Source organism: Amycolatopsis silviterrae (assembly GCF_042684085.1).
Taxonomy (GTDB): Bacteria; Actinomycetota; Actinomycetes; order Mycobacteriales; family Pseudonocardiaceae; genus Amycolatopsis; species Amycolatopsis silviterrae.
In genome coordinates this window covers 46,160-63,079 of sequence record NZ_JBHUKS010000018.1, presented here as the reverse complement: position 1 = coordinate 63,079, position 16,920 = coordinate 46,160, and the positions used below count along the sequence as shown (strand labels likewise).

General features: G+C 68.8%; 21 protein-coding genes. 14 read left to right on the top strand and 7 right to left on the bottom strand.

The window, feature by feature from the left end; all coding sequences use genetic code 11:
- Positions 1-15: 15 nt before the first annotated feature.
- From ehuC to ehuA, 3 genes are read left to right on the top strand one after another with little or no spacing between them, the layout of a single operon-like run.
- The gene (gene ehuC, locus ACFSVL_RS25575) at positions 16-714 is read left to right on the top strand and encodes an ectoine/hydroxyectoine ABC transporter permease subunit EhuC (protein ID WP_378308083.1); all 699 of its coding nucleotides are present in this window, start codon (positions 16-18) and stop codon (positions 712-714) included.
- Entirely contained in the window at positions 711-1,367 is a 657-nt protein-coding gene (gene ehuD, locus ACFSVL_RS25570; RefSeq protein WP_378308082.1) for an ectoine/hydroxyectoine ABC transporter permease subunit EhuD, read from the top strand. The genes ehuC and ehuD overlap by 4 nt, the downstream gene beginning before the upstream one ends.
- Positions 1,368-1,371: 4 nt before the next feature.
- Positions 1,372-2,136 carry an ectoine/hydroxyectoine ABC transporter ATP-binding protein EhuA gene (ehuA, locus tag ACFSVL_RS25565; protein WP_378308081.1) on the top strand — a complete coding sequence of 255 codons (765 nt, stop codon included), beginning with the start codon at positions 1,372-1,374 and terminating at the stop codon, positions 2,134-2,136.
- On the opposite strand, the gene ACFSVL_RS25560 is transcribed toward ehuA, so the two are convergent.
- On the bottom strand, positions 2,120-2,677 hold the full coding sequence (locus ACFSVL_RS25560) for a cysteine hydrolase family protein (protein ID WP_378308080.1): 558 nt from the start codon (positions 2,675-2,677) through the stop codon (positions 2,120-2,122). The two genes, ehuA and ACFSVL_RS25560, sit on opposite strands and share 17 nt — an antisense overlap.
- 70 nt (positions 2,678-2,747) lie before the next feature.
- On the opposite strand from ACFSVL_RS25560, the gene ACFSVL_RS25555 reads away from it, so the two are divergent.
- Together ACFSVL_RS25555 and ACFSVL_RS25550 are read left to right on the top strand one after the other, a co-directional pair.
- Entirely contained in the window at positions 2,748-3,746 is a 999-nt protein-coding gene (locus ACFSVL_RS25555) for a GlxA family transcriptional regulator (protein WP_378308079.1), read from the top strand.
- The gene (locus ACFSVL_RS25550) at positions 3,719-4,492 is read left to right on the top strand and encodes an enoyl-CoA hydratase-related protein (RefSeq protein ID WP_378308078.1); all 774 of its coding nucleotides are present in this window, start codon (positions 3,719-3,721) and stop codon (positions 4,490-4,492) included. Before ACFSVL_RS25555 ends, ACFSVL_RS25550 begins: the two co-directional genes overlap by 28 nt.
- Before the next feature lie 31 nt (positions 4,493-4,523).
- On the opposite strand, the gene ACFSVL_RS25545 is transcribed toward ACFSVL_RS25550, so the two are convergent.
- A complete protein-coding gene (locus ACFSVL_RS25545; protein WP_449224386.1) occupies positions 4,524-5,012 on the bottom strand; it encodes an NUDIX domain-containing protein in 489 nt (162 codons plus the stop codon).
- 144 nt (positions 5,013-5,156) lie between these two features.
- Between ACFSVL_RS25545 and nucS the strand changes: the two genes are divergently transcribed.
- A complete protein-coding gene (gene nucS, locus ACFSVL_RS25540; protein WP_378308076.1) occupies positions 5,157-5,816 on the top strand; it encodes an endonuclease NucS in 660 nt (219 codons plus the stop codon).
- Between the two features lie 6 nt (positions 5,817-5,822).
- Here nucS and ACFSVL_RS25535 read toward each other — a convergent pair whose 3' ends face one another.
- Together ACFSVL_RS25535 and ACFSVL_RS25530 are read right to left on the bottom strand one after the other, a co-directional pair.
- Complete coding sequence (locus ACFSVL_RS25535; protein ID WP_378308075.1) at positions 5,823-6,269, bottom strand: hypothetical protein; 447 nt, start codon at positions 6,267-6,269, stop codon at positions 5,823-5,825.
- A 90-nt stretch (positions 6,270-6,359) separates the two neighbouring features.
- Positions 6,360-6,785, bottom strand: coding sequence for a hypothetical protein (locus tag ACFSVL_RS25530; RefSeq protein WP_378308074.1), 426 nt, complete (start codon positions 6,783-6,785; stop codon positions 6,360-6,362).
- Between the two features lie 287 nt (positions 6,786-7,072).
- On the opposite strand from ACFSVL_RS25530, the gene ACFSVL_RS25525 reads away from it, so the two are divergent.
- The 7 genes from ACFSVL_RS25525 (at position 7,073) to ACFSVL_RS25495 (ending at position 14,368) form a co-directional block, all read left to right on the top strand.
- The gene (locus ACFSVL_RS25525) at positions 7,073-8,770 is read left to right on the top strand and encodes a sodium:solute symporter family protein (protein WP_378308390.1); all 1,698 of its coding nucleotides are present in this window, start codon (positions 7,073-7,075) and stop codon (positions 8,768-8,770) included.
- A gap of 10 nt (positions 8,771-8,780) precedes the next feature.
- Positions 8,781-9,056: a hypothetical protein gene (locus tag ACFSVL_RS25520; protein ID WP_378308073.1), complete on the top strand. Its 276-nt coding sequence runs from the start codon at positions 8,781-8,783 to the stop codon at positions 9,054-9,056.
- 47 nt (positions 9,057-9,103) lie between these two features.
- Positions 9,104-10,099: a hypothetical protein gene (locus tag ACFSVL_RS25515; RefSeq protein ID WP_378308072.1), complete on the top strand. Its 996-nt coding sequence runs from the start codon at positions 9,104-9,106 to the stop codon at positions 10,097-10,099.
- Between the two features lie 78 nt (positions 10,100-10,177).
- Positions 10,178-11,179, top strand: a complete 1,002-nt coding sequence (dhaK, locus tag ACFSVL_RS25510; protein WP_378308071.1) for a dihydroxyacetone kinase subunit DhaK — start codon at positions 10,178-10,180, stop codon at positions 11,177-11,179.
- Positions 11,179-11,802, top strand: coding sequence for a dihydroxyacetone kinase subunit DhaL (dhaL, locus tag ACFSVL_RS25505; RefSeq protein ID WP_378308070.1), 624 nt, complete (start codon positions 11,179-11,181; stop codon positions 11,800-11,802). The genes dhaK and dhaL overlap by 1 nt, the downstream gene beginning before the upstream one ends.
- Positions 11,799-12,485 (top strand): dihydroxyacetone kinase phosphoryl donor subunit DhaM, encoded by a 687-nt coding sequence (dhaM, locus tag ACFSVL_RS25500; protein WP_378308069.1) that lies wholly within the window; start codon positions 11,799-11,801, stop codon positions 12,483-12,485. The genes dhaL and dhaM overlap by 4 nt, the downstream gene beginning before the upstream one ends.
- Positions 12,486-12,601: 116 nt before the next feature.
- Positions 12,602-14,368, top strand: a complete 1,767-nt coding sequence (locus ACFSVL_RS25495; protein WP_378308068.1) for a 3-hydroxyacyl-CoA dehydrogenase family protein — start codon at positions 12,602-12,604, stop codon at positions 14,366-14,368.
- Here ACFSVL_RS25495 and ACFSVL_RS25490 read toward each other — a convergent pair.
- Together ACFSVL_RS25490 and ACFSVL_RS25485 are read right to left on the bottom strand one after the other, a co-directional pair.
- Positions 14,362-14,796, bottom strand: coding sequence for a GNAT family N-acetyltransferase (locus ACFSVL_RS25490; protein ID WP_378308067.1), 435 nt, complete (start codon positions 14,794-14,796; stop codon positions 14,362-14,364). The genes ACFSVL_RS25495 and ACFSVL_RS25490 overlap by 7 nt on opposite strands.
- A gap of 18 nt (positions 14,797-14,814) precedes the next feature.
- Entirely contained in the window at positions 14,815-15,330 is a 516-nt protein-coding gene (locus tag ACFSVL_RS25485; RefSeq protein ID WP_378308066.1) for an Lrp/AsnC family transcriptional regulator, read from the bottom strand.
- A 59-nt stretch (positions 15,331-15,389) separates the two neighbouring features.
- Between ACFSVL_RS25485 and ACFSVL_RS25480 the strand changes: the two genes are divergently transcribed.
- Positions 15,390-16,502, top strand: a complete 1,113-nt coding sequence (locus ACFSVL_RS25480; protein ID WP_378308065.1) for a trans-sulfuration enzyme family protein — start codon at positions 15,390-15,392, stop codon at positions 16,500-16,502.
- 202 nt (positions 16,503-16,704) lie between these two features.
- On the opposite strand, the gene ACFSVL_RS25475 is transcribed toward ACFSVL_RS25480, so the two are convergent.
- Positions 16,705-16,908, bottom strand: a complete 204-nt coding sequence (locus ACFSVL_RS25475; protein WP_378308064.1) for an FmdB family zinc ribbon protein — start codon at positions 16,906-16,908, stop codon at positions 16,705-16,707.
- Between the last annotated feature and the right edge of the window lie 12 nt (positions 16,909-16,920).

Genomic DNA, 16,920 nt, shown 5'->3' with positions numbered 1-16,920 from the left:
GGCGGTGGACGGCTGATGTTCGACCACTTCGGACTGTTCGTCTCCACCGTCGCCGACGGTCTGCTGCTGACGATCGAGGCGACCGTCGGCGGAATCCTGCTCGCCACCGTGCTTTCGTTCCTGGCCGGGCTGGCGATGCTGTCGCGGTTCGCAGTGCTGCGCGCGATCACCCGGGTCTACGTCGAGGTGTGGCGCGGAACCTCGGAGGTGGTCCAGCTTTTCTGGATCTACTTCGCGTTGCCGGTGCTCACCGGTTTCCAGATCCTGCCGTTGTGGTCCGGCATTGTGGTGCTGGGCCTGAACTTCGGCGCGTACGGCGCGGAGATCGTGCGCGGCGCGGTACAGGCGGTGCCGCGCGAACAACGGGAAGGCTGTGTCGCGCTCAACTTCACGCCGGCACAGCGGATGCGACGGGTCATCCTGCCGCAGGCGTTCGTGGACATGGTGCCGCCGTTCACGAATCTGTTCATCCAGCTGCTCAAGGGCACCGCGCTGCTCACGTTCATCACCGTGCCCGAGATGACCTATCAAGCGAGCCAGGTGCTGGTGACGCGCTACACCGGGCAGGCCGCGCTGATCTGGACCATCGTGCTGGTGTTCTACCTGGTCCTCTCAATTCTGATCACCAGCGGAATGAAGGTGCTGGAACGGCGGGCAGCCGTGCGAGTGGGCCGCGCGCCACGGCGGGCCGCACTCAGCGGGGCGGGCACATGAGCTGGGACTGGGACTATCTGTGGAAGGTGCTTCCCTCGGTGTTGGAGGGACTCCTGATCACCTTCGAGGCGACCGTCCTCGGCGCGCTCCTCGCGTACGTGCTCGGGCTGGTGTTCGCGATCCTGCGCCGCTCGGGGATCCGCGTGCTCAGCTGGGTGATCTGGCTGATCGTGGAATTCGTGCGCAGCACTCCGTTGCTGGTGCAGCTGTTCTTCCTGTTTTTCGTACTGCCGCAATTCGGCGTCACGCTTTCGCCGCTGGTCGCCGGAGTACTCGGGCTCGGCTTGCACTACGCGACTTACACGTCGGAGGTGTACCGCGCCGGGATCGAAGCTGTCCCGAAAGGACAGTGGGAAGCCGCGGTGGCGCTCAGCCTGCCACGGGCGCGCACCTGGCTGCGGGTGATCCTGCCGCAGGCGATCCCCCGGGTGCTGCCCGCGCTCGGCAACTACACGATCTCGATGTTCAAGGAAACCCCGCTGCTGCTGGCGATCGGCGTGCTCGATCTCGCCGGGGCCGCGTTCGAGGTCGGCTCCCTGAACTTCCGGTACGTCGAACCGCTCACCCTGGCGGGCGTGCTTTTCCTCGTGCTGAGCTATCCGGCTTCCCTGCTCGTGCGATTCCTGGAGCGTCGTTTTGGCCTCAGCAGATGAACCGATGATCCGGTTCGACCGGGTCGTGAAGAAATTCGGCGGCACCACCGTGCTGCGCGAACTGGATTTCGCCGTCGCGCCAGGGGAATTCGTCTCGCTGATCGGCCCGAGCGGCTCCGGCAAGACGACCATCCTGCGCCTGCTGATGACGCTGGAGAAGGTCGACGGCGGCACGATCGAGGTCGGCGGCCAGCCGTTGAGCCACATGCCGCGCCGCGGAAAACTCGTTCCGGCGGACGAAAAGTACCTGCGCGGGATGCGCCGCCGGATCGGGATGGTGTTCCAGCAGTTCAACCTCTTCCCGAACATGCGAGTGCGGCAAAACATCACCGAGGCACCGGTCCGCGTGCTCGGACTGTCCACTGCGGACGCTGAGGCGCGCGCGATCGAACTGCTCGAACTGGTCGGCCTCGCGGACAAGGCGGACGCGCATCCGGCGCAGCTGTCCGGCGGCCAGCAGCAGCGCGTCGCGATCGCCCGCGCGCTGGCGATGCGGCCCGAGGTGCTGCTGCTGGACGAGATCACGTCGGCGCTGGACCCGGAGCTGGTCGCCGAGGTGCTGCGGGTGCTCCGGGAGATCGCGGCCACCACGGACATCACGATTCTGTGTGTGACGCATGAGATGCAGTTCGCGCGTGAGGTGTCGGATCGGGTGATGATGTTCGACCGCGGTCAGGTGCTGGAGGACGCGCCGCCGGACCGGCTGTTCACCGCGCCGGAGCACGAGCGCACGAAGGAGTTTCTGCGCGCAGTCATCGATCGAGCGTGAGAATCTCCTTGGTGGACTTGACTGTCGCGAAGCGGTCGCCGTGCAGGTTTGTCGCGGTCGCGCGGTACAGCTCGTCGGCGGTCATGACGGTGCCGTCCGGGCCTTCCAGGTCGAAGGTGAAGGTCGCGTCCAGGGCGAAAGTGACGTCGTAGCCCAGGTTTCCGCCCATGCGCGCGGTGGTTTCGCAGCAGAAGTTGGTCTGGATCCCGGCCAGCACGAAGCTGGTTATGCCGCGGGTCTTGAACCACGCGTCCAGGTCGACGTCGCCGAGGAAGGCAGAGTTCACCTTCTTGCCGAACACCAGGTCGGGGCGGGCACCGTCGAGTTCGGGTTTGAAGTCGTTGCCGGGCTGGCCAGGACGCAGCGGCGAACCCGGCGTGACCGAATCGTGGTGCACGAGCACGACCGGGTCGCGGCGGTCCTGCCAGGCCCGCAGCAGCGCCCTCATGTTCGCCTCCGCGCCGGGGTTGTTGCGCGGGCCCCAGAACGCGGCGTCGTCGAAGCCTTGCTGGACGTCGATCAGCAGCAGTGCGGTAGTCATGCTTCGAGTTTGGCCGGGAAACCGTGCCGAGGGGAGTGGCACAAGACGCGCGATGCGGTACTTTTCTGCCATGCGCACGATCGGGGTGCTGCTCCTGCCCGGCAGCCGGATGTTCGACCTGGCGGTGATCGCGGAGGTGTGGGCGCAGGACCGCACCGACAGCGGCATCGGCCCGTTCACCGTGCGGGTCTGCGCGCCCGGACGAGGCCGTACGCAGGTGTCGCCATTCGGTGAAGTCGTTGCGACGCATGGCCTTTCCGGCTTGGCCGACTGTGACCTGGTCCTTGCTCCCGGCCGCGACAACCCGCTCGCCGAAGTCCCCGCGGCGGCGAAGGCGGCGCTCCGCCGCGCACACCGCTCGGGCACGGTGGTCGCCGGACTCTGCTCCGGAGCCTTCACCCTCGCCGCCGCCGGACTGCTCGACGGCCGCCCCGCCACCACGCACTGGCGCGACCTGGACGCACTCGCGACGGCCGCGCCAGCCGCCGACCTTCGCCGCGACGTGCTGTACACCGAACAAGACGGCGTGCTCACGTCGGCCGGCGTCGTCGGCGGTCTCGACCTTTGCCTGCACCTGGTCCGCCGCGACCACGGAGCGGAGGTCGCCGCACGCCTCGCCCGCCGGCTCGTCATGCCACCGGTTCGCGAAGGCGGCCAACGTCAGTACGCGGAATCCCCGTTGCCCGACAGCCCATCCCGGCCCGGCATATCGTCCACTATGGACTGGGCGATGACCCGGCTTTCCGGCGAGATCGGCGTACCGGACCTGGTCGGGCATTCGGGCATGAGCGCGCGGACGTTCCACCGCGAGTTCGTCGCCGCGACCGGCAGCACGCCCGGCCGGTGGCTGCTCGTCCAGCGGGTGCGGCACGCGCGGCGGCTGCTGGAAACGACGGATCTGCCGGTCGCCCGGGTGGCCGAACGCGCGGGGCTCGGCAGCGCCGCGAACCTGCGCCGGCGGCTGCGCGCGGAGGTGGGCGTCGGACCGGATTCCTATCGGCGCACTTTCCGCATCCCGTCCGGCGGGGTTACGGTCGGGGCATGGGCGAGTACGAGCACCTCCTCGTGAAGCGGGACGGGGACACGGTCACCATCACGATGAACCGCGCGGCACGGCGCAATTCGCTGTCCGCCGACCATCTCGGCGAGCTGCTGGCCGCGTTCCGCGAGGCAGGCGAGTCCGACGCGACCGGCATCGTGCTGGCCGGCGCGGGCCCGGTGTTCTCCGCCGGACACGACTTCGGCGACGTCGCCGCGCGCGACCTGATGGGCGTGCGCGAACTGCTCACCCTGTGCACGACGCTGATGCGGACGATGGAATCGGTGCCGCAAGTGGTCATCGCGCGGGTGCACGGCCTGGCGACCGCCGCGGGCTGCCAGCTGGTGGCGTCGTGCGATTTGGCGGTCGCGGCGGAGTCGTCCGGCTTCGCCCTGCCCGGCGGCAAGGGCGGCTGGTTCTGCCACACGCCCGCGGTGCCGGTGGCGCGCGCGATCGGCCGGAAACGCCTGATGGAACTGGCCCTGACCGGCGACGTCGTGGACGCCGCGACCGCGCTCGACTGGGGTTTGGTCAACCGGGTCGTCCCGGACGATTCCCTGGACGAAGCGGTCGCCGAACTGCTCGGCCGCGCGACCCGGGGCAGCCGGGCGAGCAAGGCGATGGGGAAGCAGACGCTGTACGCCCAGCTGGACCGCCCGGAAGCGGACGCGTACGCGATCGCCGTCGAGGTGATGGCGTCGGCTTCGCAACTGCCGGGCGCGCGGGAGGGGATGGCGGCGTTCCTGGAGAAGCGCAAGCCCGACTGGACGGACTGACCGCGCCCCGCAGCTCCAGCGCGGCCGGTGATCAGCGGCGTTCGTGCAGCAACAGCAACGTGTACGCCGCCACCGACTGTGCGTCCGAGATCTCCCCGGCGGCGATCATCTTCTCCACCTCGCCCCGGCCGAACCACGCCGTCCGCATGTCCTGTTCCTCCAGCTCCCGCTCCGGCTCGCCCTGCGAAAGTCCCGTCGCGAGATACACGTGCCCGCGCTGGCTGGTCAGCCCGGGCGCGACGTCGAGCATCCCCAGTTCCGTGAACGCCGACGCCCGCAGCCCGGTCTCCTCCCGCAGTTCGCGCTGCGCCAGTTCGGCGGGTGGGGTCTCGGCGAGGTCGGGCGCGGTGCCCTGCGGGAATTCCCACCGCCGCATCCCGAGCGGGTACCGGAACTGCTCGACCAGGTGCAGCCGGTCGCCGTCGAGGGGGATGACCAGCGCGTAGGTCGGTTTGTCGACGACGCCGTAGATGCCGTCGCTGCCGTCGGCGCGGCGGATGGCGTCCTCCCGCACCGTCATCCAGTTGTTCCGATACACCTCGCGGGTCGCGACACGCTGAATGGGGTCCACCTCGCCAGTATCGCCGAGCCTGTCCTACCCTCGGCGGGTGCGTCTCGTGCTCCCCTCTCAGCAAGCCAGCCCGCTCGGTGCGGGGCGGGTCCGATGAGGCTCGTCGTCGCCCGGTGCCAGGTCGACTACGTCGGCAGGCTGACCGCGCATCTCCCGATGGCCAACCGCGTCCTGATGGTGAAGGCCGACGGTTCGGTGCTCGTGCACTCCGACGGCGGCTCGTACAAGCCGCTGAACTGGATGTCGCCGCCGTGCTGGCTGATCGAGGACCCGGACGTCTGGACGGTCCAGAACAAGGCGGGCGAGAAGCTCGTCATCACGATCGACGAGGTCATGCACGACCTGAAGCACGACCTCGGCGTCGACCCCGGCCTGCAGAAGGACGGCGTGGAGGCGCATCTGCAGGAACTGCTCGCCGAGCACATCAAAACCCTCGGCGACGGCTACACCCTGGTGCGCCGCGAGTTCCCGACCGCGATCGGCCCGGTGGACATCATGGCCCGCGACGCCGACGGCGGTTCGGTGGCGGTGGAGATCAAGCGCCGCGGCGAGATCGACGGTGTTGAGCAGTTGACCCGGTACCTCGAACTCCTCAACCGGGACCCGTTGCTGGCCCCGGTGCAAGGAGTGTTCGCGGCGCAGGTGATCAAACCGCAGGCCCGCGTTCTCGCCGAGGACCGGGGGATTCGCTGCGTGGTCCTGGACTACGACGCGTTGCGCGGCACCGACTCGGACGAGTTCCGGCTGTTCTGACCGCGTTCACCGCGGGCTGGGCGCCGGAACCGTGCCCTGGCGCTCCAGTGCCTTGTCCGCGAACCAGTCGCTCGCTTTCTCGCTGAACAGCGCCGACATCGCCAGGCCGACCAGCACCAGCCCGACCAGCATCGCCAGGTTCCCCGAGAACAACGCGATCAGCGCGACAAGCACGGTCAGCGCCTCGAACGACGACACCAGCCACCGTCCCCAGTTATGCCCCAGCGCGACCGCGATTCCGCCGAACAGCAGTGCCCCGGCGAAGACGTACGACACCACCACGGCGAAGGGCAGTTGCGGCAGCACGTCCTGGTGATGGCTTGCCCGTTCGCTGATGTCGATCTGCGTCAGCACCGCGAACATGCCATTGCCCAGCGCCTGCAGGAAGACGAACACGAGCACGGCGATCAGCCGTTTGGGCATGCGCGGGCGGATCGTGGGATAGGTCATCACGACGAGTCCTTTCCAGCCTTGCCGACAGTGGCGCGAAGGTAGACCCGCTGTGGCGGGACCCGTCCCCAGTTCGGGATCGTCGGCGACGCGTCAGCTCGTCGAACCCGCTCGGCGCTGAGCGGCCTTCGCCGCGAACCACGTCATCACCGGTTCCCGGAACAGCGTCGTCACCACGACTCCGGCCAGCACCAAACCGACCGCTGCCGCCAGGCTGCCGCCCGCCAGGTTGGCCAGTCCGCCGATCGCGGACAGCACCTCGAACGCCAGCAGCGACCATCGGCCCCAGCCGTAGCCGAACAGGATCGCGATCCAGGACACCAGCAGACCCGCGGCGAAGGCGTACGACAAGCACGTCATCGCGTACAGGATGGAAAACGGCTCCTCGCCGCCGCTTCGCTGCTTGGCGATCTGCACCTGGGCGGACGCGCCGAACACGCCGTTCATGAGCACCTGCAGGAACACGAGCGCGAGCGCGGCGCGCAGCGGTCCGGGCATGGGGATCGTGGGGCCGGGCATCGCGGCGAGGTCCTTTCCGAGGGCACCGACGGTGCCGGGAGCTTAGGGGCAGCCCGGTGGCAACCCGCCCGGATCGGGTGAATTCGTCCCGGTGGTGAGTGGTTCGCCGGCGAAGCGACAGGACTCAACACGGGTGCTTCCGGGCACGTGGAATGCACAGGTCAGCGGCAGGTTGGTGAAAAACCGCGGTGTCGGGGTGCCTGTTCGGAATCCATGCAGTACTGTGCCGGTCTGACAGGAACGATGGTGTTTTCTGTGTGAGAATGTTTGATTCGGAGGTGGCAGGGGTGCCGTTCCTCGCCGACGCGAACTTGCGGCTCGACGCGAGTCCGATCGACTACATCGAGTTGGCGTTCTATTTCGTCCTGGTGCTGGGCATCGGATACCTCGCCCGAAGGCAGGTGTCGAGCAGCCTCGACTTCCTGCTTTCCGGCCGGTCGCTGCCCGCGTGGGTCACCGGTCTGGCGTTCATCTCCGCGAACCTCGGCGCGGTCGAGGTCATGGGCATGTCCGCCAACGGCGTCCTCTACGGCCTGCCGACCGTCCATTACTTCTGGATCGGCGCCATCCCGGCGATGCTGTTCCTCGGCCTGGTGATGATGCCGTTCTACTACGGCTCCAAGGTCCGCAGCGTGCCGGAGTTCATGCGCCGCCGGTTCGGGCCGACCGCGCACCTCGTCAACGGCATCAGCTTCGCCGCCGCGCAGATCCTCATCGCGGGCGCGAACCTGTTCCTGCTGGCCAGCGTCGTGAACCTGCTGCTGGGCTGGCCGCTGTGGCTGTCGATCGTCATCGCCGCCGCGATCGTGCTCGGGTACACCGCGCTCGGCGGGCTTTCCGCCGCGATCTACAACGAGGTGCTGCAGTTCTTCGTGATCGTCGTGGCGCTGCTGCCGCTCACCATCGTCGGCCTGGTCAAGGTCGGCGGCTGGCAGGGCCTGGTCGACAAGATCACGCACAGCCCCGGCGGCACCGAGCAGCTGCACTCCTGGCCGGGCGACAACCTGACCGGCTTCGGCAACAACTTCCTGTCCGTCCTCGGCATCGTGTTCGGTCTCGGCTTCGTGCTGTCCTTCGGGTACTGGACGACGAACTTCGTCGAGGTCCAGCGCGCGATGGCGTCGAAGAGCATGTCGGCCGCGCGGCGGACGCCGATCATCGGCGCGTTCCCGAAGATGCTGGTGCCGTTCATCGTCATCATCCCCGGCATGATCGCCGGCGTCGTGGTGCCGGAGTACCTGCAGGACAAGGGACTGCTGCTGGCGGACAAGCCGGCCCAGAGCGGGGTCACCGCGAACAACGCGCTCCTGCTGCTGATGCGCGACCTGCTGCCCAACGGCATCCTCGGCATCGCGATCGCCGGTCTGCTCGCGTCGTTCATGGCGGGCATGGCGGCGAACCTCAGTTCGTTCAACACCGTGTTCACGTACGACATCTGGCAGACGTACGTGAAGAAGGACAAGCCGGACGGCTACTACCTGAACCTCGGCCGCAAGACCACGGTCGTCGCGACCGTGCTGGCCATCGGCACCGCGTTCGTCGCGTCGCAGTCCTCGAACATCCTGACCTACCTGCAGGACCTGTTCTCCTTCTTCAACGCGCCGCTGTTCGCCACGTTCATCCTCGGCATGTTCTGGAAGCGGATGACCGCGGCCGCCGGCTGGATCGGCCTCGTGGCGGGCACCGCGTCGGCGATCTTCATCTGGCTGCTGTCGCAGCTGGACGTGCTTTCGCTCGCCGGGCAGGGCACCAGCTTCGTGGCGGCGGGCACCGCGTTCGTGGTCGACATCGTGGTGAGCATCGGGGTTTCGATGGTCACCCAGCCGAAGCCGGAAGCGCAGCTGGTCGGCCTGGTCTACTCGCTCACGCCGCGCGACGCGCTCAAGCACGACAACACCGGCGAGAACGCGGGCTGGTACCGCAAGCCGGGCCTGCTGGCCGGCATCGTCCTCGTGATCACCATCGCCCTCAACATCATCTTCTGAGGAGGCCCGCATGACCGAGAAAACCTCGCGGCCGCACAAGGCGGGCGCCTTCGACATCCGGCTGATCATCGCGTTGCTGCTCGGCGTCTACGGCGTGATCCTCACGATCATGGGCGCCGGGTTCACCAGCGACGACGACCTGAAGAAAGCCGCCGACGTGAACATCAACCTCTGGTCGGGCATCGGCCTGCTGGTGGTGACCGCGTTGTTCGTGCTGTGGGCGGTGCTGCGGCCGCTGGTCGTGCCGCCGTCGGCCGAAACGACGGAAGAGTCACCCGCCGAATAACCGGGTTGTTCCCACGTCCGGCGACCTGGCCCGCTAGGTTGCCGGACGTGGTGCACGATCTCCGGTTCGGCCGGTTCCTGAAGTTGTCCGCCCTGGTCGCCGCGGGCGCGTTCGCGCTGTCCGCGTGCGGCGGTCCGAACTTGGGCAAGGAGAACTTCGCGCGCACGACCGTCCCCGCCGCCGGGGACAGTGCCGCGACGTCCGGCCCGATCACCGACCCCGCGGTCGCCCCCGCCGTGCTGCGCGACCTGATGCCGTGCCAGTTCGTGGACAAGACCGCGATGAGCCCGCTCGGCACGCCGCAGGGCGAGGCGAAGCCGTCGAGCACGCAGTTCGACACCTGCGTCGCCAAGGCGAACGACCCGGGCGGCAAGGAAATCCGGGCGAGCGTCGACGTCGGCGGCATCGTGACGTTCGCTTCGGACAAGACGACCGGTGCGGTCGGCGGGCTCCCGCAGGTCGAGGTCCCCGACCTCGGCGGCGGATCCGGCTGCGTGGTCAGCGCGCTCACCGCGCGGAACCCGACCTTCGGCGTGTCCTTCCGGATCGACTACACCGGCGGCGACGCGTGCGCCGCCGGCCGCAAGCTCGTCGCGACCGCCGTCGAGAAACTGCACAACAACCCGCAGAAGTACACGCCGGGACCGGGCACGCTGCTCGCCGTCGACCCGTGCACCGTCCTCGACACGGCCGCGGTCGACGGCGTCGTGAAGGGCGGGAAGCCGCGGGCGTCCGGCCTGCACTCGTGCGAATGGGGTCTCATCCCGAGCGTCCGGGTGACGATGTTCCCCGGCATCGCGCCGAGCGAGGGCGACGGCTGGCTGAAGGCCGACGTCGGCACGCCGAGCCAGGCGTACGCGAAGCAGGGCAGCACTGGGTCCAGCTGCCAGGTCAAATGGCAGCACCGGCAGTGGAAGGAAGACCGCGTCGAGGTCGTCCAGCTGGAGTACACGAACTCCGACGCGCAGCCGGACAAGGACGACCCGTGCGGCAAGACTGTCGGGCTCGCCAAGCAGCTGGCCGGGAAACTGCCCAAGGCGTGACGAGGGGGCGCTTTGCGGCGCGCCCGGCGACCTCATAGGTTGGGGCAGTCCACGACGCCGAGGTGCCGGAGGCCCGCCATGAAGAAGATCATCAACGATCCGGCTGCCGTCGTCGCCGAGTCGCTCAGAGGGCTCGCGGTCGCGCACGCCGACCTGCTGCGAGTACGCGACGATCCAGCGCTGGTCGTGCGCGCGGACGCGCCGGCGGCGGGCAAGGTCGCGGTGGTTTCCGGCGGCGGATCCGGGCACGAACCGCTGCACGGCGGGTTCGTCGGCCCCGGCATGCTCGACGCCGCGGTGCCCGGACCGGTGTTCACCTCGCCCACTCCGGACGCGGTGCAGGCGGCCGTCGCCGCGACCACCGGACCGGCCGGGGCGCTGCTGATCGTGAAGAACTACACCGGCGACGTGCTGAACTTCGAAACCGCCGCCGAACTGGCCGCGGCTGAGGACCTGGACGTGCGCAGCGTGGTCATCGACGACGACGTGGCGGTCAAGGACTCCACGTTCACCGCCGGGCGGCGCGGCGTCGGCGGCACCGTGCTGCTGGAGAAGATCACCGGCGCGGCGGCCGAGCGCGGCGATTCGCTGGACGCGGTGGAAGCGTTGGCGCGCAAGGTGATCGGGCAGGTCCGGTCCATCGGCGTGGCGCTGTCCGCGCCGACCGTGCCGCACGTCGGCGAGCCGAGCTTCGACCTCGGCGACGACGAGATCGAGTTCGGCATCGGCATCCACGGCGAACCCGGCCGCGAGCGGATTCCCGCCGAACCGGCCGACGCGCTGGTCGCCCGGATGGTCGAGGCGGTGGTGTCCGACCTGCCGTTCGAGTCCGGCGACAAGGTGCTGCTGTTCACCAACTCGATGGGCGGCACGCCGCAGCTGGAGCTGTACCTCGCGCACGGCATCGCCGAGCGGCTGCTGGCCGAGCGCGGGATCCTGGTCGAGCGCAGGCTGGTCGGCCCGTACATCACGAGCCTGGAAATGCAGGGCATCAGCCTGACGCTGCTGAAATTGGACGACGAGCTTACGCAGCTGTGGGACGCGCCGGTGCGCACGCCCGCGCTGCGGTGGGGGATCTGATGGGCTGCAGTGGCGAAGGGGTCGCGGCCGCGTTGCGCGCCGCCGCCGAGGTGATCGCCGAACACCGCACCGAACTGGTGGAACTCGACCGCGCGATCGGCGACGCCGACCACGGCGAGAACCTGAGCCGGGGCTTCACCGCGATCGTCTCCGCGCTGGAGACCGCGGTGCCGGAAACGCCGGCCGGGGTCGCGAAACTCGCTGCCACCACACTGATTTCCAAGGTCGGCGGCGCGGCGGGCCCGCTTTATGGCACGGCTTTCCTGCGTGCGTCGGCGAAGCTCGGCACCGCGGCGGAGATCGACGTGCCGCTGCTGCTGGACGCGTTGCGCGCGGCGCTGGAGGGCGTGCAGGCACGCGGCAAGGCGGTGGGCGGCGACGCGACGATGGTCGACGCGCTGCTCCCGGCCATCTCGGCTGCCGAGAGCGCCGCGGACGGAACGATCGCCGACGTGCTCACCGCGGCCGCCGACGGAGCCGACCGCGGTGCGGAGTCCACTGTGGACTTGGTGCCGCGCAAGGGTCGTGCGTCGTACCTCGGAGAACGCGCGGTCGGGCACATGGATCCGGGCGCTCGTTCGACGGCGCTGCTGCTGCGCGCGTTCGCGGAGGCGGCCCGGTGACCGTCGGAATCGTTCTTGTGTCGCACAGCGCGAAACTGGCCGAAGGACTGGCCGAACTGGCCGCGCAGATGGCCCCGGACGTCCGGATCGTCCCGGCGGGCGGACTGCCCGACGACGGCGGCATCGGCACCGACTACGACGAGGTCGTGGCCGCCACCCAGCGCGCCGACTCCGGCGACGGCGTGGTGCTGCTGTACGACCTCGGCAGCGCGCAGATGACCGCTGAACTGGCGGTGGAATCGCTGGCCGATCCGTCCGCCGCGGTGGTGGTCGACGCGCCGCTGGTGGAAGGCGCGGTGGCGGCGGCCGTCGCGGCGCAAGGCGGCGCTGATGCCAAAGCGGTAGGGGAGGCGGCGGCGAGCGCCGGGGTCGCGCCCGATCTGGCCGCGGTGGAGCCTTCGGCGGCGGGCGAGGAAGGCGTGGTGGAGAAGGAATTCACGCTGACCAACGACGTCGGGCTGCACGCGCGCCCGGCCGCGGTCGTGGTGCGCAGCCTGGCGGAATTCGAGGCCGAGGTGTCGATCCGGCTTGGCGAGCAGGAGGCGGACGCGCACAGCGTGCTGGCCCTGATGTCGCTCGGCGCGCGCCAGGGCGACCGGATCGTGGTGCGGGCGCGCGGGCTGCAGGCGGCCGAGGCGGTCGCGAAGGTCGCCGAGCTGGTGGAGGCGAACTTCGGGGAGTGACCTGCGAGTTTCCGACCGGGTGACTTCGCCGGGACTGACTCGATTCCGATGTGCTTTCCGAGGTCCCGCGTGGCACAGTGAGCGGCAATTACCAGCGGGTAACCTCTGGAGGCCTTGTGGCACGGGAAATCTCGACGGTCGGTGTGGTCGGCCTCGGCACGATGGGCGCGGGCATCGCCGAGGTGCTCGCCCGCAGCGGGCTCGACGTCGTGGCGGTGGAACTGGACGAGGCCGGGGTCGAACGCGGCCTCGGCCACCTGCGGCATTCGACCGAACGGGCGCTCGCGGGCGGGAAACTGGACGAGGCGGGCCGGGAGGCGCTGCTGGGCCGGGTCCGCTGCACCACCTCGCTCGCTGAGCTGTCCGAAGTGGACCTGGTGATCGAGGCGATCCCGGAGAACCTCGCGGCGAAGGCCGAGGTGTTCACCCAACTGGACCAGGTGACCCGGCCGGACGTGGTGTTCGCGTCCAATACGTCTTCGCTGTCCATCACCGAGATCGGCGTGCACACCGCGCGGCCGGGCAAAGTCGTCGGGATGCACTTCTTCAACCCGGCCCCGGTGCTGAAGCTGGTCGAGGTCGTGCGCACGGTGGTGACCGAGCCGGACGTGGTGTCCGACGTCGTGGAATTCGCGCAGCGGCTGGGGAAATCGCCGGTGGTGATCGGCGACCGGGCCGGGTTCATCGCGAACGCGCTGCTGTTCGGCTACCTCAACCACGCCGTGCGGATGTACGAGCAGCGCTACGCCACCCGCGAAGATCTCGACGCGGCAATGCGATTCGGCTGCGGCTATCCGATGGGCCCGCTCGCGCTGCTCGACCTGATCGGGCTGGACACCGCGTACGAAATCCTCGACACGATGTACCACCAATCCCGGAACCGGCTGCACGCGCCCGCGCCGCTGCTGAAGCAGATGATCACCGCCGGGCAGCTGGGACGCAAGAGCGGCCACGGTTTTTACGCCTATGACGCGCCGGATTCGCCGGTGGTGGTGGATTCCGTCGCGTCGTCCACTGTGGATTCTTCGCTCGCGCGCGAGGTTCAGTCCGTCGGCGTGATCGGCACCGGAACGATGGCCACCGGAATCGCGGAAGTGTTCGCCAAACGCGGGTTCGACGTCGTGTTGCGGGCGCGCAGCATGGATAAGGCCGAAGCGTCGGTCGCGAAGGTGAAGAAGTCACTCGACAAGGCCGTGGTGAAGGGCAAACTGTCCGAAGAGGACGCTGCGGCGGCGCTCGCCCGGATCCGGCCGGTGACCGAATTCGAGGAACTGGCCGGCGTCGACCTGGTGGTCGAGGCGGTGGCTGAGGAGCTTTCCGTTAAACAGGCGGTGTTTTCGGCGCTGGACGAGGTCGTCCGCCCGGGCGCGGTGCTCGCGACCACGACGTCCTCGCTGCCGGTCATCGAATGCGCGGCAGCGACCTCGCGCCCTGGCGACGTGATCGGCCTGCACTTCTTCAACCCGGCACCGGTGATGAAACTGGTGGAGGTCGTGTCGACGATCGCAACCGCCCCGGACGTCACCGCGACCGCGACGGCGGTGTGCGCAGCCGTCGGAAAACATCCGGTGCATTGCGGCGACCGGGCCGGATTCATCGTGAACGCGTTGCTGTTCCCCTATCTCAACGACGCGGTGAAAATGCTGGAGGCGCATTACGCGTCGGCGGACGACATCGACACCGCGATGAAGGTCGGTTGCGGCCTCCCGATGGGACCGTTCGAATTGCTGGACGTGGTCGGTCTGGACGTCTCGCTCGCGATCGAGCGGACGCTGTTCAACGAATTCCGCGAGGAAGGCTTCGCGCCGGCGCCGCTGTTGGAACACTTGGTGACGGCAGGACGATTGGGACGCAAGACCGGGAAGGGCTTCAAGGACTACTGACGCTTGTACGTGTAGAGAATGAAGCCGTCGTGGTATTTGCCCACTCGGTCGTAGAGCGCGCGGGCTGAGGCGTCTTCGAGGGTGTTCCAGTAAAGCGACGGAAAGCCTTGTTCGTCAGCGTCGCGGGCCACCCATTCGATCAACCTCGTCGCGACGCCCTTTCGCCGGACATTCTCCGCCACGAACAGATCAGCGAGGTAGCACTTCCCGGAGTACCAAATGCTGGCATGGAACAGGTAATGCGCGATGCCGACCATTGTGCCGTCCAGCTTGGCGGCGATCCCGCGGAGCCGGTCGTCGTCGAGTAGCCGGCGCCAGGTCCGGTCATAGCTGTCGTCGGCGCGCTCGACGGCGAAGTAGGCGTCTTTGCCGCGGGCGAGGGTTTCCCAGTCCGCGCGGTCGGATTCGGTCAGGTAGCTGATCTCCACCGGTCCATCTTGCGCCGGTTACCGGCCGCGCCGCCGGATGCGCGCGCCCTGGGCGGGTTCGCCGTCCGGTGGCAGGAGCGGACCGCCTTGCCACTGCTGGAACACGAGGTTCGTGTGCACGCGGGCGACCTCGTCGCGGGAGGTGAGTTCGTCGAGCACCAGCCGCTGCAGTTCGGCGGCGGACGTGGTCGCGACGTGCGCGAGGAAGTCGTCCGGCCCGGTCAGGTGGTAGACCGCGCGGATTTCCGGCAGTGCCAGCAGATGCTCCACGAACTGCTCGACCAGCGGCCGCCGATGCGGCCGGACCTGCACGAACAGGAACGCCTCCAGCGGACGCCCCACCTTCGCCGCGTCGACCTTGGCGTGCTGCCCGGTGATCACCCCGGTCTCGCGCAGCCGGGCCACCCGGTCCAGACAGGTGGACGGCGCGAGCCCGACCGCCGCCGCCAGCTCCTTGTTCGACGTCCGGGCGTCGTTCTGCAACACGCGCAGAATCTCAAGATCAACCGGACTCAGTTCGATCGGCTCGGTCATTTCTGAATTATAACCGAGATCGTTGCGTATCAGCCGTTGCTTGTCCGACCGTGACTGCCATGACTTCCGCCTTGCGCACCCGAGCCGTCCACGCTGGCCGCGACGATCTCGCCGACCTCGGCCTGCACGCCGCCCCGCTCGACTTCTCCACGACCTACCCCGCGCGGGACAGCGCGGAGGAGGCCCGCCGGATCGACGAGTTCGCCGCGGGCGGGAACGTCACCGGCATCTACGGCCGGATCGGCAACCCGACCGTCGAACGCTTCGAACAGGCGCTGGCGGAACTGGAGGGCTTCGACCACGCGGTGGCGTTCGCCAGCGGCATGGCGGCGGTCTCGGCGTGCCTGCTTTCCGCGGTATCGCAAGGAAAACGTCACATCGTCGGCGTCCGGCCGCTGTACGGCTGCACCGACCACCTGCTGACCACCGGACTGCTGGGCACCGAAGTCACCTGGACCGATCCGTCGAATGTCGCCGACGCCCTTCGCCCCGACACCGGCTTGGTTTTCGTGGAGACCCCCGCGAACCCGACCCTGAGCGAACTGGACATCGCCGCCCTGACCGCCGCCTGCGGTGACGTCCCCGTGCTGGTAGACAACACCTTCGCGACCCCTGTCCTGCAACGCCCCGGCCGCCTCGGCGCCCGAATGGTGCTGCACAGCGCGACAAAGTTCCTGGGCGGCCACGGCGACGTCATGGGTGGCGTAGTGGCTTGTGACGCGGAGGAAGCCGCGCGTCTGCGCTCCCTGCGTTTCGCGACCGGCGGCGTGCTGCACCCGCTTGCCGGATACCTGCTGCTTCGCGGCCTTTCGACGCTCCCGCTGCGAGTGAAGGCCGCTTCGGAAACCGCCGCCGTCTTGGCCTCGCGGCTAGCTTCGCACCCGTCTGTCAGCACCGTGCACTACCCGAAACTGGGCGGCCCCCTGGTGGCCTTCGAGGTAACCGGCGACCCCCACGCGGTCATCGGCGCGGTCCGGCTGATCACGCCCGCGGTGAGCCTGGGCAGCGTGGACACGCTGATCCAGCACCCCGCATCGCTGACCCACCGCATCGTCGCCGAGGACGACCGCACCGGCTCCGGCATCACCCACGGCTTACTGCGGCTTTCGGCTGGCTTGGAGGATGTCGAGGACCTGTGGCTTGACCTGGATCAGGCACTGAAGGCCTGCTGAGCCCCGCCTCCGCACCGGCCGGTGGTGGCTGGTGCGGAGGCCGCGACTTCTCACCGGGTCGTCCGTCGTCGCAGCTGCTGAGGTTCGGGAGCGGAAGTGCTGTCCACCGAGTCTTTCGGGCGGTGTTCGGGTGGGCAATCAGTGACTCGCATCGGTGCGATGCAGACGGTGCTTCGCCCAGATTCAGTCGAAGTCCCGCCGGTCAGCTGCAGCAACCGCCTCCGCAACACCCTCCGCCAGCCGGCGCGGGGGCGGCCGCCGAGCCGGCGAGCGCGACGGTCGTGAGCAGCTTGACCGTATCCGTGTGCCCCTCCGGGCAGGGGGCAGGCGCGCTGGACTCGGCCATCGGGCGCTGAAGCTCGAACGTCTCGGTGCAGTCGCGGCAGCGGTAGGCGTAGGTGGGCATGGCTTGATTATC

Coding starts and splice junctions, on each gene's coding strand:
- ehuA (WP_378308081.1), top strand. CDS start 1,372: ATGATCCGGTTCGACCGGGTCGTGAAGAAATTCGGCGGCACCACCGTG.
- nucS (WP_378308076.1), top strand. CDS start 5,157: ATGAGGCTCGTCGTCGCCCGGTGCCAGGTCGACTACGTCGGCAGGCTG.
- ACFSVL_RS25480 (WP_378308065.1), top strand. CDS start 15,390: ATGACTTCCGCCTTGCGCACCCGAGCCGTCCACGCTGGCCGCGACGAT.
- ACFSVL_RS25485 (WP_378308066.1), bottom strand. CDS start 15,330: ATGACCGAGCCGATCGAACTGAGTCCGGTTGATCTTGAGATTCTGCGC.
- ACFSVL_RS25530 (WP_378308074.1), bottom strand. CDS start 6,785: ATGCCCGGCCCCACGATCCCCATGCCCGGACCGCTGCGCGCCGCGCTC.
- ACFSVL_RS25560 (WP_378308080.1), bottom strand. CDS start 2,677: ATGACTACCGCACTGCTGCTGATCGACGTCCAGCAAGGCTTCGACGAC.
- dhaK (WP_378308071.1), top strand. CDS start 10,178: ATGAAGAAGATCATCAACGATCCGGCTGCCGTCGTCGCCGAGTCGCTC.
- ACFSVL_RS25520 (WP_378308073.1), top strand. CDS start 8,781: ATGACCGAGAAAACCTCGCGGCCGCACAAGGCGGGCGCCTTCGACATC.
- dhaL (WP_378308070.1), top strand. CDS start 11,179: ATGGGCTGCAGTGGCGAAGGGGTCGCGGCCGCGTTGCGCGCCGCCGCC.
- ACFSVL_RS25550 (WP_378308078.1), top strand. CDS start 3,719: ATGGGCGAGTACGAGCACCTCCTCGTGAAGCGGGACGGGGACACGGTC.
- ehuD (WP_378308082.1), top strand. CDS start 711: ATGAGCTGGGACTGGGACTATCTGTGGAAGGTGCTTCCCTCGGTGTTG.
- ACFSVL_RS25555 (WP_378308079.1), top strand. CDS start 2,748: ATGCGCACGATCGGGGTGCTGCTCCTGCCCGGCAGCCGGATGTTCGAC.
- ACFSVL_RS25545 (WP_449224386.1), bottom strand. CDS start 5,012: ATGACGGTGCGGGAGGACGCCATCCGCCGCGCCGACGGCAGCGACGGC.
- ehuC (WP_378308083.1), top strand. CDS start 16: ATGTTCGACCACTTCGGACTGTTCGTCTCCACCGTCGCCGACGGTCTG.
- ACFSVL_RS25475 (WP_378308064.1), bottom strand. CDS start 16,908: ATGCCCACCTACGCCTACCGCTGCCGCGACTGCACCGAGACGTTCGAG.